Source organism: Mesorhizobium sp. M0968 (assembly GCF_040319065.1).
Lineage (GTDB): Bacteria > Pseudomonadota > Alphaproteobacteria > Rhizobiales > Rhizobiaceae > Mesorhizobium.
Window position 1 is genome coordinate 26,703 of record NZ_JAMYNL010000034.1, and the last position, 15,578, is coordinate 42,280.

At 58.2% G+C, this 15,578-nt stretch carries 13 protein-coding genes and 1 pseudogene; 8 read left to right on the top strand and 6 right to left on the bottom strand.

The genetic code is table 11. The features are described 5' to 3' along the window. Window positions 1-69: 69 nt before the first annotated feature. A complete protein-coding gene (locus tag NKH67_RS30315) occupies window positions 70-1,755 on the top strand; it encodes a winged helix-turn-helix domain-containing tetratricopeptide repeat protein (protein WP_353032517.1) in 1,686 nt (561 codons plus the stop codon). 1,091 nt (window positions 1,756-2,846) lie between these two features. Here the strand turns inward: NKH67_RS30315 and NKH67_RS30325 are convergent. After that, a complete protein-coding gene (locus tag NKH67_RS30325; RefSeq protein ID WP_352997648.1) occupies window positions 2,847-3,233 on the bottom strand; it encodes a hypothetical protein in 387 nt (128 codons plus the stop codon). Window positions 3,234-3,445: 212 nt separating this feature from the next. On the opposite strand from NKH67_RS30325, the gene NKH67_RS30330 reads away from it, so the two are divergent. Further along, the gene (locus tag NKH67_RS30330) at window positions 3,446-3,838 is read left to right on the top strand and encodes a hypothetical protein (protein WP_353032519.1); all 393 of its coding nucleotides are present in this window, start codon (window positions 3,446-3,448) and stop codon (window positions 3,836-3,838) included. A gap of 57 nt (window positions 3,839-3,895) precedes the next feature. On the opposite strand, the gene NKH67_RS30335 is transcribed toward NKH67_RS30330, so the two are convergent. Beyond that, window positions 3,896-5,437 carry a caspase family protein gene (locus NKH67_RS30335; protein ID WP_352541905.1) on the bottom strand — a complete coding sequence of 514 codons (1,542 nt, stop codon included), beginning with the start codon at window positions 5,435-5,437 and terminating at the stop codon, window positions 3,896-3,898. A gap of 495 nt (window positions 5,438-5,932) precedes the next feature. Continuing rightward, the gene (locus tag NKH67_RS30340; RefSeq protein ID WP_352541904.1) at window positions 5,933-6,112 is read right to left on the bottom strand and encodes a hypothetical protein; all 180 of its coding nucleotides are present in this window, start codon (window positions 6,110-6,112) and stop codon (window positions 5,933-5,935) included. A 201-nt stretch (window positions 6,113-6,313) separates the two neighbouring features. On the opposite strand from NKH67_RS30340, the gene NKH67_RS30345 reads away from it, so the two are divergent. From NKH67_RS30345 to NKH67_RS30355, 3 genes are all read left to right on the top strand, one after another. Continuing rightward, a complete protein-coding gene (locus NKH67_RS30345) occupies window positions 6,314-8,263 on the top strand; it encodes a CHASE2 domain-containing protein (protein ID WP_352921296.1) in 1,950 nt (649 codons plus the stop codon). A gap of 26 nt (window positions 8,264-8,289) precedes the next feature. Continuing rightward, the gene (locus NKH67_RS30350; RefSeq protein ID WP_352503410.1) at window positions 8,290-9,048 is read left to right on the top strand and encodes a hypothetical protein; all 759 of its coding nucleotides are present in this window, start codon (window positions 8,290-8,292) and stop codon (window positions 9,046-9,048) included. A 457-nt stretch (window positions 9,049-9,505) separates the two neighbouring features. Then, window positions 9,506-9,967 carry a phasin gene (locus NKH67_RS30355; protein WP_352503409.1) on the top strand — a complete coding sequence of 154 codons (462 nt, stop codon included), beginning with the start codon at window positions 9,506-9,508 and terminating at the stop codon, window positions 9,965-9,967. Here the strand turns inward: NKH67_RS30355 and NKH67_RS30360 are convergent. Continuing rightward, a complete protein-coding gene (locus NKH67_RS30360; RefSeq protein ID WP_023679214.1) occupies window positions 9,964-10,281 on the bottom strand; it encodes a hypothetical protein in 318 nt (105 codons plus the stop codon). The two genes, NKH67_RS30355 and NKH67_RS30360, sit on opposite strands and share 4 nt — an antisense overlap. Window positions 10,282-10,631: 350 nt before the next feature. Here NKH67_RS30360 and NKH67_RS30365 point away from each other — a divergent pair, with 350 nt between their 5' ends. From NKH67_RS30365 to NKH67_RS30375, 3 genes are read left to right on the top strand one after another with little or no spacing between them, the layout of a single operon-like run. Beyond that, entirely contained in the window at window positions 10,632-11,771 is a 1,140-nt protein-coding gene (locus NKH67_RS30365) for an FIST N-terminal domain-containing protein (RefSeq protein ID WP_352997650.1), read from the top strand. 10 nt (window positions 11,772-11,781) lie between these two features. Then, window positions 11,782-13,122 carry an ATP-binding response regulator gene (locus NKH67_RS30370; protein ID WP_352503406.1) on the top strand — a complete coding sequence of 447 codons (1,341 nt, stop codon included), beginning with the start codon at window positions 11,782-11,784 and terminating at the stop codon, window positions 13,120-13,122. Window positions 13,123-13,125: 3 nt separating this feature from the next. Continuing rightward, window positions 13,126-13,557, top strand: coding sequence for a DUF6392 family protein (locus tag NKH67_RS30375; protein WP_352503405.1), 432 nt, complete (start codon window positions 13,126-13,128; stop codon window positions 13,555-13,557). Between the two features lie 564 nt (window positions 13,558-14,121). On the opposite strand, the gene NKH67_RS30380 is transcribed toward NKH67_RS30375, so the two are convergent. Together NKH67_RS30380 and NKH67_RS30385 are read right to left on the bottom strand one after the other, a co-directional pair. Continuing rightward, the gene (locus NKH67_RS30380) at window positions 14,122-14,805 is read right to left on the bottom strand and encodes a response regulator (protein ID WP_352831973.1); all 684 of its coding nucleotides are present in this window, start codon (window positions 14,803-14,805) and stop codon (window positions 14,122-14,124) included. A gap of 664 nt (window positions 14,806-15,469) precedes the next feature. Continuing rightward, a pseudogene (locus NKH67_RS30385) lies at window positions 15,470-15,578 on the bottom strand (S-(hydroxymethyl)glutathione synthase); the annotation flags it as partial.

Genomic DNA, 15,578 nt, shown 5'->3' on the forward strand with positions numbered 1-15,578 from the left:
GGTGCTGCTGGGATCGCTTGGAGGCGAAGGCCGAATGGGCTAAACTAGGAAGCGCGCCAGGAAGGTGAAATGTCCCGAACGGCCCCTGAAATTGACCTGAAATCTGCTGAAACGATCACGTTTCGCGGTTTTGCCTTCCTGACGAAAAGCAAAGAACTCCGAACCGTCGAAGGCAAAGCGGTCAATCTTCGCAGCCAGTCCGCCGAGGTGCTCTCGGTGCTCGCGGCGCGACCGGGCGAAATCGTGTCCAAGGATGCGCTGATGCAGGCGGTTTGGCCCGAGACCTTCGTGACCGACGACAGCCTCACTCAATGCATTGCCGATATTCGCCGCGCATTGAGGGACGACGCGCACGTGATCGTGGAAACCCTCCCCAAGCGAGGCTACCGGCTGAATGCCAATCCGTCGGACGCGGCGGACGCAAACGCCGCAGCCGACACGGAACGTGCCAAGACACGATTCTCGCAGCGCGGCTTCATTCTTGCTGCAATCGTTCTCGCTCCGGCAGCGATCGGCGCATACTACGGCGCGGAAATATGGCGAGCCGCTCCAGTTCCTTCGAGCGACATGCCGAAGATTGCGATCCTTCCCTTCGACGACTTCAGTACCGGCGCGGATGAGGGATATCTCAGCGATGCCGTCGCCGAGGGGATCATCACCGAGCTTTCGCGGAGCAAGACTTATGCCGTCATCGCCCGAAACTCGAGCTTCAGGTACCGCGACCAGCCGGTCGACACCAGGAAGATCGGAGATGAACTCGGCGTCGACTACCTGCTCGAAGGCAGCCAGCAGAAGGTCGGAGACCGGCTGAAAGTGACCGCCCAGTTGCTGAATGCGCATGACGGATCGCATGTCTGGGCCAACACCTACAACCGGGAGATTGGCAATTTTTTCGTCGTCCAGGAGGAAATCATCCGCACGCTTGCGGATCGGGTCGGGCAGAGAATCCAGCGCCCGCTGCCAAGGAGTGACGCCGCGCAGGTCAGCGCGCTCCGCTACTACCTGATGGGAAGGGCCGAGTTGATGGGAAGGGCCGAGATCAATTTCTCTGCCGGGGGGAACGATCTGCTAAGGCAGTTCAGCCTCAAGGCGATCGAAGCGGATCCGAACGCCCAGTTCGGCTATATCGGGATGGCCTGGTCCTATCGCAATGACGCGGTATTCTGGCACAAGCAGGAAAATAACCCCGACGAGGCGTTGAAGCGGGCCGCCGAATACGCCGACAAGGCTATTCTACTCGCTCCCGACGATTCCGAGGCGCATAACATCCGCGCCAGCATCCACACCGAAGCCGGCGAGATGGAGCAGGCCCTTGCCCGGTACGATCAGGCGATCGCCCTGAACGCCAGCGACTCGAATATCCTCGTCATGAGTGCAGGCGTGCTGCTGAACGTTGGCCGCACGGACGAAGCGATTGATCGGATCGAGCAGGCCAAGGGCATCGATCCCTTCCACCCTGACTGGTTCCACTGGCAGATGGGCTGGGCGCTCTACGAAAAGAACGATTGCGGGGCTGCGCTGACGGCGATGCGGAAAATGTCTAGAATCCCGAGCGGCGCACAGCGCATGCTTGCCGGGATCCACGCTTGTCTGGGAAACAAGCGGGAAGCAAAGGAAGCACTTGCGGTTTTCCTCAAAGACTCGCCCGGCGACTCCATCAGCAAACAACGCAGGCAATGGGAGAAAAACTACCTCGCCCCCGGGGCCCTCGATCGCTGGATCGGACACATGCGGTTCGCGGGGTTGCCGGAGTGAACGGCTGTCCGGTTGTGGCCCGGCAGAAGTCCGATTGGCCGCATAAAAACCGTTGAAGCCTTTGTGTTGTGGACGGTGGTTGCCCTCAAAGCAAGATCATCCTTCATAGGAATATTGGGTGCGGGAAGTCGGCAATGGGGCCGACTTGCGCCATAGTGCGCTCGCACCCCAACTTCTGCGACGGGCCCGATGGCTGCCGTTCATCGGCGATGCCTCGAACTTCCGCAGATGGCGCATTTGGTCCTTATCGGCTGCCGCAGAGCCAATCGCTCTCGAGTGCAGGCACTCCAGTGGAGTCCAGACGTTGGATTGGCCCCTCGACCTCTACAAAAGCACACTGAGCTTCCAGTCGGGCTACGAAGCGATCGCTTCGGCGAGAAGTCGTCGTTCTCAATCGGGCGACGGGGGGATACATCGGCGAAGACGGCATAAGGGAGGATGCGCCAGACCGAGCCGACGGAATGGTCGTAGCCAAGGCCTTGGAGCGCATAGCGCCTGGCCGGGAGGCCGCCGCCAGTCAGACTTACGCAGCGCGTCGTTGAGCGAGGTGGAGACCCGAACGGGCTCGACGAGGGTCCACGGCGGTCACAATGTTGTGGTGGTGATCGCAGTAGACGCGATCCGGCGAAGTTGGCCCAGCACAAAAACGGTAACCACCGGGTACTGACGGGTCTTCGCTCACCGGGAAGCGGCATTGATAGAGGCCTAGCTGAATGAGGGGGACATCTCTCGAAGTTAGTCTGATATTTTCAGGCATGATGGTTTCCTAGTTCACAGCAATTGCCGGGTGACGGCCGCAGTGCGACCCGTCAGGGGCGAGCTTCTCTCGTTTGGGAGGCTATGGATCACCATATGGTGTTGGCAGCACCGTCAATGAAGCCCGACGCCCTGCTTCTGAAGCCAATAGTTTGCGACTTAAGGCCACACCCGCAAACGCATTGGCAATCTACCATCTTGTCCCCGAGGCACCCGCCCGCCGCGGTTTGCCGGCTAATTCGTGCCGTGTTCGCTGGAGGTATCACTCCTCTCTGAATCCTGCAGTGAGGCGTGGCGAAATCCGAACTCGCCCCGTAGATGCTTGACGTGGGCTTTCAGCCCGGCCTGACCCATGGTCGCCGGCCGTTTTTGCCCTTCGGCGGTGGCCCGGCGTGCTCTTGGACACGCTTCCACAGCCGTGCGCGCATCTCCTGGTTCAAGGTGATGAAAGCCGAACCGGCATATTTTCCGGTACCGGGCTTCGCCAGGAAGGCGAATGCCGCCTTGCCCGGCTCGCGCTCGACGCCCAATAGTTCGTATTCCTGGACTGTGAAGCTCTTCGTCTTCAGCCAATTCGTCGTCGGGCCGCTTCGATACGGGCTGTCGGCGCGCTTCGAGACGATGCCCTCAAGGCCCGCTTGGTCGGCAACATACGCGGCGGTAAGTGCAAAGAGGCTCGCAATCCAAACACCACGCATCACACGCTCGGGCGGTCTGCGCATTGTAAACACCGAGAACGCGTTGGCTTAAGCGCAAATCCTAGGGAACATGCTAGAATGTGCGGCTTCGCTCAACTTGAGCAAATGTCCCCAACGACATCTAGGACGCGCTGATTTCCGCTTCTTGAAAGCTTGTTATCATGATAATTTTCAGTCTCCTCGCTTAAGAATATATAGACATTTCAGTCAAACCGGCGGGGGATGGGGAGGATAGGATGAAACTGTTATCGCTTGTTGTCGTAGCTACGTTTTCACTTGCTATGTCCGCTTGGGCCGAGGATCTACCAAGTAGCGCGAAGAAAGCATCGATGGAAGAATTTAAGACTTTTGCTAATGGGAAAAAGGTAAATGTAATTATATACGACGCTGGAGCTGCCATAACTGCCACTCTTGTCTGGAACTGGAAGAAAAAACAGATCATTGGCGAAGCTTTGGTGAACAACAAAGCTAAGATAAAGGTCAAAGTTCCATTGACTTTCGACGGCGACAAGGCCTGTTCACAAGACCAAGGTAAACCAGTTTGTCATCTTATCTACATTGACAACGACAAATTTTACGAGGTGCGCGACGACGGCAAAGTCCACGCGACTTCAACGTTGGTTCAATGAGACGGACCACGTCCGAATGGTTTGGTCGGCGTTTGCACGGACCCGCAAATGCCGGCCCTATTCAGTACGCTTGTCAAGTCTTACGACACCTGCACACTCGCCTCCGACTCGAGAAAACTCACCGCTGCCTTTCGCACCTTGAAGCCTGCCGATGATATGGTTTTGCCTTGGCGCACCATCGTCATCGACGAAACTTAAATAGATGTCGAATGCCCCGTCGGCGGTGATTGTTCCGGCCAAAGGCACCATCGCGGAAATTTCCGTTCCATCGATAAAGATTGTCGTTGACTGTTCAGTGTAATCGCAGGCGGAATTACCTGCGCGCCGCGTCAGTGCCCACGCGCCATCAAAAGCCTTTACCTTGACCGGAGCGCAGACACGTTCTGGGATATTCTTGATTGCGCGCAACACCTCTTTCGTCGGCTCCAGGCTGGCAAGCTTCAATCCCCGCTGCTCGGCAAAGGCTTGAAGAGCTTTCCGACTTCCCGGTCCCCATTTGCCGTCTGCCTGTCCGACAAGGCAGCCGACTCGCGTTAGCTCTGTTTGCGTTGCCTTTGTCAACGCGCGCGGATCAGCCAAAGCTTGCGTCACATCTAAATCAGGATGAGCTTCTGCAACCGCCACGCCCGCGATGGAAATCGAGGGGGCTTTGCCACGATCTGTTGCTGCCTGTTCGATCTCGTCGATCTTCAAGCTGGCTAACGCCGCAAAGGCGCCGCTTGGATACTGTCTGAGATAGGCCTCAAAGAAGCGCTTGTCCGTTTTTTCCTTGATGGTCTCCCAATAGGCGACTTCTACGTCCCCTCCTTTCGCACCCGCCGTGACAGCGGTGTTTCCGGACAACGGTTGCAAAATGACGTCGCCCGTCAGCGAGGAGTTGTCCCATGGCACTTGCTTGCCGTCGGTTGCTTCAAGCACATCCCTACGGACGTTGATGAGGTCGCGGGAGATGTCCTGGCCAGGCGTACCAAGATTCTTCAGCAGCGCAGATGTGAACGGCGAGTTCCTTCCCTCGCCGTCCAGCGCAACGTTCCCGGGCTGCGTTGCAAAGGCTATGAGCGATCCAACGCCCGTGCCTAGCTTTGCCAAGCCCCGACCGACCGACCCTGATCGCGTACCCATCGAGCGCCCAAGGTTCTGTGAGAAAGGACTGTCCCGGCAAGCATCCAAAAATACCAGGTTGACCTTCGTGGTTCGCTCCATGGCCGACAAGACGAGGTCCATGGGCACGGCTTCGAAGTCGAGGTCGTTATATGTGGATAGCCGCGCATCAACGGGAGCCATGTAGTTGGTGCCGTTCACCTGGACGCCATGGCCGGCATAGAAGAGAAGCGCCATGTCGGCACCATCCAGCTTGCCGATGAAATCTCGAACCGTGCCGCGCATCCCGCTCAGATCGAGGTCCTCGCCTGCAACCACCTCAAAGCCCAACGCCTGCAGTTTTGCGGTCATATCCACCGCATCATTTTTTGGATTGGAAAGTGGAACCGCGTATCTATAGGCAGAATTACCGATGACCAGCGCGACGCGCCGTTCTGCCCACGCTTGGGCGCTCAGCGAAACTAGAAGAAGCGCAATGGCGAAGCGAAGCGCCATCATGGCTGTATATCCTTAGTCTCGGCTCATTCAGCGGGTTCACCAGTCGATAGACTGGACAAAACCGGAGCAATCTTGCGAGACTGAGCCCGGTGCTTCGCAGTGTCAAGTCCAACGGATAGTCGGTAGTGGATCAGTTTGAAATCTGACGCTGCGCTTTTTACCGGGCGCCGTTCTTCCTCAGCTCTGGGCATATTTGTCAGTTCTTCGGCATTTGGGGTGGCACAAGTTGAACATATGGCGTCGTCGGTTCCTTATCAGGGCGAATGCGGCTGGGGGCCGGCTTCCCGTGTTTGCCGAGCGACCTAATGTATTGATAGAGCGATTGCATATCGCTCTCCTCCATCGCTCGAAGATTGTACCAAGGGATCGGTGGAGACGTTCTAATGCGCTTCAGCATCCCTACGAATCCACGCTCGCTCATTACCGAAGCATCTATCCGAAGATTGGTCGCATAGGTCGTGCCCCAAGGACCGCGCCAACCGACCGAGTTGCCCATTAAAGCCTTTCAGGATCAATCTTGCCTTCTGTTTCGCTGTAGCCTTCGGTATGGCAATCGTGACACCCGCCGATGATTGATACCTGCAACCCTCGTTCGACCGATACTTCGCCTTGAGCGAAGGCTGCAATTGGCATCGTGAGACCGGTTAATAGGAAAAACAGGCTTGTGACACGCATCCTTCCCTCCCATGCGTTCCGCTAAGCATATATGAGCCAACGTCCGAAGGCGACGGCCGCGTCGAGGCCCTCAAATTTCAAACTGACCCACTACCGGACAGTCCAACGGACTTAGCGAAGGGCCTACCGCTAGCCCTCACTTCGCCGGCGGTCTATGCTGTGTAAACTCACGCCGATAGACCGAAACGGATTGCACGCAGCTTGGCCGTCTTCACGCCGATCGGAAAGGTTCAAAAAGGGCGCCTTCTCGCATCGCTCGGATTCTTTTTCATTCTGGGAGCCTGCATTGCCACATTCTCTCCCTCGGGCGAGAAACTGCTGCGCGACGTCTTGATGACGACCATCTCGCCCTTCGTTGCGCCCCCGACAGACATCGTGATCGTGACGATCACAGAGCAGACCTTGGAAAGATTTCCCTATAGATCGCCGCTGGATCGGGGTGCCTTGGCCGACCTCGTGCAGAGAATCGATAAAGCTCATCCGAGAACAATAGGCATTGACTTGCTTTTCGATCAGCCAACCGAGGCGGAGAAGGATCGGCGCCTGGCTGAGGTTATCGAGGCGGCCGAAAGTCCCGTAATTGTCGCATCTGCATCACACGAGGACGACCTTACCGACAAGCAACTGTCGTACCTTAGTCGCTTCGCGCCAAGCGCCATCCGCGGACTGGCGGCCCTGTCTCATGATAGGGTCGACGGGGTTGTGCGGGAAGAATTTCCAGGGCGCCTGGTGAATGGCAACTGGCAACCTAGCTTTGCATCAGCGCTCGCGCAGACCGCCGGCATATCGGCATCGCAGGCTGCGGAGAAGATGGTCTACTATCGGGCTACAGGCATTCATCCGGCACGATTTACAATATATCCGGCGCACGCCGCCGCTTTCGCGCCCCCGGCCTGGTTCGCCGGGAAGTTCGTTTTGATCGGCGTTGACCTCCCGCTGCAGGATCGTCATGCAACCCCCTTTGCCGTGCTGAACGGCTCTGTTGCCGGAGCGCTGCCGGGTGTCGTTATTCATGCCAATGCGCTGGCGAGATTGATCAAGGGCGACAAAATCATTACGCCAGAGGCGGTGGCGGCGTTTGCGCCCTTCGTTCTCGCGACGGCGCTCTGCATCTGGGTCGCTTGGCTCCGCATATCAGTGTTGGTGAAACCTGTGGTCATCATCGGCGCAGTCGTTTCGGTTTTGATCTTAGAAGCAACCGCGTTTGCCAAGGCCGGAATTCTGTTACCTATGGTCGCGCCGTCGATGCTGCTGCTAGGGCTCTCCGGATTCGTCGCAATTCTGGCATGGCACCGGGACTCGAAAGAAAGGCGTTTCGTCCAGAACGCGTTCTCTCAGTATCTCAGCCCGGCAGTCGTGGCAGAGCTAGTCAGCAAGCCGGCGTCACTGCGCCTCGGCGGATCCGAACGCTTGATAACGTGCGTGTTCACCGACCTTGAGGGATTCACCAGTTTGGGCGAACGGACGGAACCAGAGGTATTTGCTACGGTTCTGAATGAATACCTCGAGGCGGTTTGTGGTCTCTTCATTGAACATGGCGCCACGATAGACAAACTAATAGGCGATGCAGTCATTGGTTTTTTTGGCGCACCGGGTGTGCAGGAGGACCAAGCCGAAAGGGCCCTAAAACTAACGCTTGCTACCGTCGCGATGTCTCGAAGATTTCGGACAGATCTAAAGTCTAGAGGCCATGACGTTGGCGTCACTCGTATCGGCGTCCATCGAGGACCTGCAGTTGTCGGAAATTTTGGGGGCAATCGATTCTTCAACTACACGGCCATGGGCGATACGGTGAACACCGCTGCCAGGCTCGAAGGCGCGAACAAGTTTCTAGGTACCGTGAACTGCATCAGCGAGGAGGTGGCGAACTCTTCCGATGACTACCTGCTTCGGCCGTCCGGTGTGTTGTGTCTGAAAGGCAAGACTGAGTGGATCTCAGCCTTCGAGTTGCTGGAAGACGGGCGTATGAATCGCGAGATGGTGGAGGCTTACTCGCAAGCTTACTTGCTGATGTCCGCGCGCGACAAGACTGCCGCTGCTGCCTTTGCATCGCTGGCCATTCAATATCCCAACGATGGCCTCGTTGCTTATCACCTTGGGAGACTGAAGCAGGGTGAGGCTGGCGATAGGATCTATCTTGAAGGCAAGTAAAACAAGCGTATGGTTGAACGTGCGTCATGTATCGGCAACCCAAAATCATTTTCCTACTGGCTGCGGCCATCGCAGCAGTTGGTTCCTGCTCGAGCGCTCTTGCGGCCAGCGAGTATGTCGTTGTCGCTGTCGATCCTCCCGCGGACAGCCCTCAGCTCGGCAAACTGTTCAGACTGGGCGACCTCGTGCATATCGAGGGTGGATCGACTGTCACTTTGATGGGTGACGATGGCTCGGTCACTGCGTTGCCGGGACCCGCGGATATTGTGGTGACCGACGACGCATCGGATTCTGGATCAACGTCTAACGGGGCGGCAGGCGCTTCTTCGAGTTTGACTGCGATTTCGGATCTATTGGGGAATGCCACTGGTCAGCTCCAAACCATAGGTGGATCTCGTGGCGTTTCCGACACGACGGCCGCCACCTTGGAACCTTGGATGGTGCCGGTCGAAAATGGTCTGACAGGCTGCGTTTATGACCTCAAACTGGAGCTTTGGCGCCCACCGGGGCACAGGGCGGATGTTTCGGTTGCCTATAATGAAGAGTCGCTGGCGACAAGCTTGGTCTGGGACAAGGATACCCCAATTTTGGCAATTCCCGGAAACGTGCCACCGGATCTTCGATCCGTTGGGTTGGTGATCGACGATAAGTCATTTCGAATGCCTATCGTGCATTTGCCCACCGGCTTCAGCCCGTCGGATCATGTGGGACTGTATGCCTGGATGATAGGAAGCGGTTGTCTTCTTCAGGCATCCGCCCTGATCCGGAACTTGGCTAACCGATAGACCACCAGGGGTGGTCACTTCACGGCACACTGGAAGCGGTAGAGGCGCGCCTTCGCGTCAACCACCGCCATATCGAGCCAACTTCTCGATGGCGCGCTAAGGAAAGCGATCGCCTTGTGCCCAGCGGGTACGCCGACTGAAAGTTTGCGGCGCACGAATTTAACGCTTTCGTTGACGTAGGCTTGGACGGTTGCCGAATAGCGGCTGAAGTAGATATGCAGGTGGCAAAACGTCGTGCTCTGTTGCGAGGCTATGCTGGATCAGGGGGTCCGTCCAGAAGAGTTCTTCCTGCAGAACCGGCGATCTCGAGATGCCACCGACCCTCCGCATGCCCCCTCGGAACGCTGGAAGAGGGATGGTGCGTCGCACAAAAATATTGCAATGCACTATAAATGCCGTAACGTCAGTTTCGTAAATGAACGAGACGGCTTTTGTGAAAGGCCGTCCACCGGAAAGGATGGAAACTATGGCCAAGACTGCTGACACCGTTGAAAATACCGCATTCCCCACCTTCGACGCGTCGAAGGCTGCCGACCAGGTCCGCGCTGTCGCCGAAAAGGGCGTCGAGCAGTCGAAAGAAGCCTATGCGAAATTTGCGTCAGGCACCGAGACGACCCAGAAGGCTCTGCAGTCGAGCTTCGAAACCGCCAAGACCGTCGGCAACGAGTTGTCGCTGAAGACAATTGCTGCTCTGCGCGCCAATGCCGAAGCCGGCTTCTCGCACCTCGAAGCCCTGGTTGCCGTGAAGTCGCCGTCCGAGTTCATCGAACTGCAGACTGCCTTCTTGCGCACGCAGCTCGAAAAGACCGTCGAGCAGGCCAAGGAATTTCAGGCCGTGACGACCAGGGCTGCCGAAGATGTATCAAGGCCGATCAAGGATGTCGTTGAAAAGGCGATGAAAGATCTCAAAGTCGCCTAATTGAGTCTAAGCGATCGGAAATAACCGCGAAACAACACCTTCTCCAGCCGGTCTTTTTCCTTTTGGCTGGATGCTCTTTGGTGCCTGCGTTGCCATGGCGGTGCGGGCATGGCTCTCTCGGCTGCGATCATCCGCACAATCTGACGGCGGCGAGCGACGAGCCCGGCCAGGGCCTCGGCTTCGGTGCCGCGCAACGGGCACTTGCCGCTTGCTCGACCCAACGAAGGCAGCGTTACGGCAGCATCGGTGGTGTCGGTCCTGGCCCGCTTGCCGAGCGCATTGGCGTAGGCTGTCACCTGCCCCGGATTGACCACGACAACCGCCAGGCTAGACTAGCACCCTGTCCAAAGCGGCAACGGCTAAGCGCGATATCCTGCCCCATTCTTGGCACGTCGAGCCTTGACATTCGCCTGCGGCAAATTCAGCTGGGCCTTCGTTGCACGGATGGCGGTGCGACGCGGCCTTTCATCTGTGAGCGGCAGCGCGGACGCCGTCAAACGGCAGAAACTTCAAATCCATCATGTTGGCTCATTGCCAAAGCACCGCTTCAAGACAACAATGACCTCGACGCCGGCGCGCCAGACGCGCACAAAAAGAGCGTTGGAGGAAATGGAGGAGGAAGCCGCTGGCCAAGTCACGGACGCGCTATGCATGCGGCGTTTCGGTGCTCACGACCGACGAATCTGACGCGGATGCGTTCGCCCGGGCGGTGGCAGCGGAAGCAGCGGCCATTGACGCCGGGTTTGCCCTCCTGTTTTTCTCGCAGAGCCTCATAGAGGCCGTCACCCTGTCGGAAGCGCTGAAGACCCACGCGCCGGCGCTCCACTATGCCGGCTGCTCGACAGCCGGTGAGATAACGCCCAAGGGGCTGGAGGAAGGCCAGATCCTGGCTATGCTGCTTCCCTCCGTATCGTTTTCGGCAGCCAGCACCATGATCGAAAATCTGTCCTCATCGGGCATGGACGGGATTACCGGCGAAGTCGAGGCGCTGAGGCGTTCATTACACGAGCGCCTCGGGCACGAGCGGGCCGACACCACTTTCGCGCTCTGCTTGATCGACGGCCTGTCTTATGCCGAAGAAGCGGTGACCTCCGCCATCCATTGGGGGCTCGACGACATCCCACTGATCGGTGGGTCGGCTGGCGATGATTTGAAATTTGAGACAACACGGCTGATCTCGAACGGCAAAGTGACCTCCGACAGCGCCATCATCGTGCTGGTCACCACGGAAATTCCTTTCCACGTGTTCAAGACCGACAATTTCGTTCCCACCGACGAGAAGCTGGTGGTGACGGCATCCGATCCCGACCACCGCATCGTGCGCGAATTCAACGCCACCATTGCCGCCGAGGAATATGCCGCCTCGGTCGGCGTCGTCGCGCAGATGCTGACGCCACTGAGTTTTGCCTCGCACCCGGTGGTGGTGAAAGTCGGCGGCGAATTTTACTGCCGTTCAATCCAGAAGATGCACGCGGACGGCTCGCTGTCGTTCTTCTGCGCCATCGACGATGGTGTCGTGCTTGCCGTCGCCCAGCCTAAGGACATGGTCGAGGCGACCCGCGCCGCGCTCAGCGACGTCAGCGAAAGGCTTGGCGGCATTGACCTGATCCTCGGTTTCGACTGCGTGCTGCGCCGGCTCGACGCGCGCAATCGGCAGGTCTATCGCGAGATTTCGGAACTCTACAAGGTCAACAACGTCCTCGGCTTCGGCACCTATGGCGAACAGTACCGTTCGATGCATCTGAACCAGACCTTCACCGGCATCGCCTTCGGTGAACGCAATGCGGCCGAAGCGGCGGAGTAGGAAATCCGGGATGCCGCTCAGGAACATCGACGACCTGGAAAGGCTGAAGAAGATCAACGCCGCGCTGATCAGCCGCGTCGAGCGTTCCATGGACCAGCAAGGCAATGCCTTTTCGCTGTTCCAGACCGCCATTTCGCTTGAGAGCCGGGTGCGCAGCCGCACCGAAGAGCTGCATTCGACCTTGCGCCGGCTGGAGCAGTCGAACATCGACTTGAACGCAGCCAAGGAAAACGCCGAGCTGGCGAACCTGTCCAAGACCAGGTTCCTGGCGGCCGCCAGCCATGACGTGCTGCAGCCGCTGAACGCCGCGCATCTGTCGGTCTCGGCGCTTGCTGAAGTACAGACCAGCGAGGAAGGCAGAAAGCTGGTCCGCCAGGTCGAGCGATCGCTGGAGACGATGGAGGACCTGCTCCGCACCTTGCTCGACATTTCCAAGCTCGATGCCGGCGTCGTGCAGCCCGACATCACCGATGTCAGCCTGGAGACGCTGTTTTCGTCTCTGCGCTCGGATTTTCAGCCGGTCGCGGAGATGAAGGGGCTGACGCTGAAGTTCCGGCCGGTCGATGCGCTCGTTCGTTCGGACCGAACCTTGCTGCGCCGCATCCTGCAGAACATCCTGTCCAATGCACTGCGCTATACCCGCTCGGGCGGCGTGTTGGTCGGCACCAGGCATCGCGGCGACACGATCCGCATCGACGTCGCCGATACCGGCTGCGGCATCCCCGACGACCAGCGCGAGGCGGTATTCGAGGAATTCCATCGCGGCGTGATCCCGACGGATGCCGGGCTTGCCGCCGGCGGGCTGGGGTTGGGGCTGGCCATCGTGCGCCGCATCGCCGCGGCACTCGGCCATCCCGTCACGTTTTCGTCGAAGGTCGGACATGGCACGATTTTCCATATCGACGTTCCGGTCGGGATCGGCGACACGGCCGATCCAATCGCCAGCACCGTCGACATGGAGCGGCCGCGCGGCTACGGTCTGTTCGGCACAAGGGTGCTGCTGGTCGAGAACGACATCGACGTGCTGCAGGCGATGACCTCCCTGCTCGAGCGCTGGCAATGCCTGGTGCGCCCCGCCACCTCGACCGGTGACGCGCTCGACATGCTTGGCGACACCGACTGGTTGCCAGATATTGTCATAGCCGACCAGCATCTCGACGGCGGCGACCTCGGCACCACCACAATCGCCAAAGTCCGTGATTGTCTCGGCCGCGCCGTGCCGGCGCTGATCGTCACCGCCGACGGCTCGGAAAGTGTCGCCAAGGCCGCCCGCGCCGCCGGCATCGAGCTGATGCGCAAGCCGCTGAAGCCAGCGCAACTAAGGGCGTTGCTGGCGCATCTGCTGGCTTAGAGAATGGCTAACGCGATCCTCGATTACTTGGGAAAACCGGCGTCATCTCTTTTGACGTCACCGCCTTTTGAATCCTGGAAATTCAAACGAACTGTAGATCATGATCTTCCGGAAATCCGCATAGATTACGTTTCTGCGCGTCACAAATTTTCCTTCATCTGCGATCGCGATGAAAAAATAGACACCATATTCATAGAAGCTGACAATTTGGATCGAGACCTCCTTGATATCCCCTTTTCATCCAGTCGCAACGACGTGCTGAATATCTTTGGCGTGCCCTCAAAAAGCGGCGCGGCACGGAGAGATCCTTTTTTGGGTGAATACGGCCCTTGGGACCGCTTCGACGAGGCGCATCATTCAATACATATCTCATATCACGCTCATGCAAACCGGATAACAAGGGTGACGCTTATGCGCGCCGACGCGGTGCGGTGACTATGCCGGGCATGCCCATGCGCGACTGAGGGGGCCCCGGGAAACCCACAATGACAGTGCAGTTCTACGGCACCTTTGACTTGCCCGTCGGATGGGAAGACATAACTGACAACCTCCCCGAGGGATCGCCGCCTACCTTAGTTTAAAGAATCAGATGCCGGCGGCACCCTTCAATTCTCTATTGCGAAATATCGAAGCGGGAAAAGCCAAATGCAGATTTCGATGTTCTTAGAACGTTTATGGTCGAGTTTTGTCGAAACAATTTCATAGATGTCGAGCGGATTTTTGAGAGAAAATTTGGCGACGTAATGTGTGTTGGCGTTTCGTCGCGGACTACAGATCAACCCTTATTGGCCTGGTATTTGTCGAATGGAAACGATTTTGCGTTCGTGACCTACCTCGCGCAAGGCGAGGAATACGATCTCATCGATGAGGTAGGCGAAACGAGAGAAATCATTTCGTCTATATCATTCGGATAGGGAGCAGCAGATCAAACGCCTTTGAGACATTCACCTGATCGCAGCGCCTTGCTGCTTCGTTTGCAGGGGCATCGGCACCGACCCCTCAAAACCCCGCCGGATCGCGAAACAGCTCGGCATTGTCGAGCTTTGAGACCTCGATCACCGCCTGTGTGCGGCTGTAGACGTTGAGCTTGCGCAGGATTTCGGAGACATGCGCCTTGACGGTGGTCTCGCCGACCTGCAGCTCGTAGGCGATCTGCTTGTTGAGCAGGCCCTGGCGCAGCATCTGCAGCACTTTGAGCTGCTGCGGCGTCAGCGTGGCCAGGCGCTGCACCATCTCGGCGCGGTCGGTGCTGTCGGCGTCGCGCGGCCGGCCTTCATAAGTGTCGGGAACATAGATCGCGCCTTCCATCACCGAGCGGATGGCGGCGGCAAGGTCGCTCTTGCGCGCCGATTTCGGGATGAAACCGGCCGCACCGTAGGACAGCGCCTCGGAAATGATCTTCGGTTCCTCATAGCCGGAGACGATGACCACCGGCAGGCGCGGATAACGCGTCCTGAGCTGCAGCAGCCCGTCAAACCCATGCACGTCGGGCATGCTGAGATCGAGCAGCGCCAGGTCGAACGGCTTGGCATCCGTCAGAAGCTCGAGCGCCTCGGCAATCGAGCGTGCCTCGACCGTGTCGACTTCCGGATAGGCCATCTGCACGGCACTATGCAGCGCCTCGCGAAACAGCGGATGGTCGTCAATGATCAGGAACCTGGCGCGATCGGTCATCAGCTTCATTTCGGTTTGGTCTGGCCTAGAATAGTCCTGCAACCATGGCCAGCTTATTGGCAAATAGTACATTGCCATCTTGGCCGGCTAAAGCAGAATGTGCCCATGATTTCCGCGGCGCCACGCGGCAGATGTGGCCGTTCTGAAATGCATTGCCTTGCCCGGTGGCTTCGCGTGACAGCCAGTGACCGCCGGCTTTCGCACTGTTGCCGGCCGCCACACGACGCTTCCCCGACGCCCGCCTTATTCGCGGCCGCACCGATGGTATCGGCTGGTCTGGGGTCGCGCTGGTATACGGGCTGGTTTCCTGGACAAAACGCAGCAAGCTGATGGTGCCGCCGTTCACGCCAGGCGCTCGATAATCGTGCTGGTAAGGAGCACCACCTTGCCGCCATCGCGCTTTGGGCGCGACTTTGCCCGCGATATCCAAGCTAGTCGACGATCTGGGCCGCGCCAAGCCAGAACCAACTGATCGCAGTCGCTGATCTTGAAGAGCCATACGATCCGGTTGGACCAATTTCAGCGTATTCCCGTTGAGCCCAGCGCCCCCCGAGGCTGACAGCACGTCAGCAATGACTTACGAAGCGTGTCCGTCTACGCGCTCGCCTGCGTTCGTTCCAACGCCTGGGACCGGGCGATTCGTCCGGCCCCAAAGATAGTGTCTGATCAGTCGTTAGGCCGGCAACGCGCCGGATCTCTTGGCCGTCCAGGTGGCGATATAGTCCATCAGTCCTGGATTGAGGCAATCATAAGGTTCGAGCCCGATCGACTTCAGCTGTGAC

Bases quoted from the DNA above. Each gene is read 5' to 3' on its own strand.
- NKH67_RS30315 (WP_353032517.1), top strand. From the start codon at position 70: ATGTCCCGAACGGCCCCTGAAATTGACCTGAAATCTGCTGAAACGATC.
- NKH67_RS30325 (WP_352997648.1), bottom strand. From the start codon at position 3,233: ATGCGCAGACCGCCCGAGCGTGTGATGCGTGGTGTTTGGATTGCGAGC.
- NKH67_RS30330 (WP_353032519.1), top strand. From the start codon at position 3,446: ATGAAACTGTTATCGCTTGTTGTCGTAGCTACGTTTTCACTTGCTATG.
- NKH67_RS30335 (WP_352541905.1), bottom strand. From the start codon at position 5,437: ATGATGGCGCTTCGCTTCGCCATTGCGCTTCTTCTAGTTTCGCTGAGC.
- NKH67_RS30340 (WP_352541904.1), bottom strand. From the start codon at position 6,112: ATGCGTGTCACAAGCCTGTTTTTCCTATTAACCGGTCTCACGATGCCA.
- NKH67_RS30350 (WP_352503410.1), top strand. From the start codon at position 8,290: ATGTATCGGCAACCCAAAATCATTTTCCTACTGGCTGCGGCCATCGCA.
- NKH67_RS30355 (WP_352503409.1), top strand. From the start codon at position 9,506: ATGGAAACTATGGCCAAGACTGCTGACACCGTTGAAAATACCGCATTC.
- NKH67_RS30370 (WP_352503406.1), top strand. From the start codon at position 11,782: ATGCCGCTCAGGAACATCGACGACCTGGAAAGGCTGAAGAAGATCAAC.
- NKH67_RS30375 (WP_352503405.1), top strand. From the start codon at position 13,126: ATGGCTAACGCGATCCTCGATTACTTGGGAAAACCGGCGTCATCTCTT.
- NKH67_RS30380 (WP_352831973.1), bottom strand. From the start codon at position 14,805: ATGAAGCTGATGACCGATCGCGCCAGGTTCCTGATCATTGACGACCAT.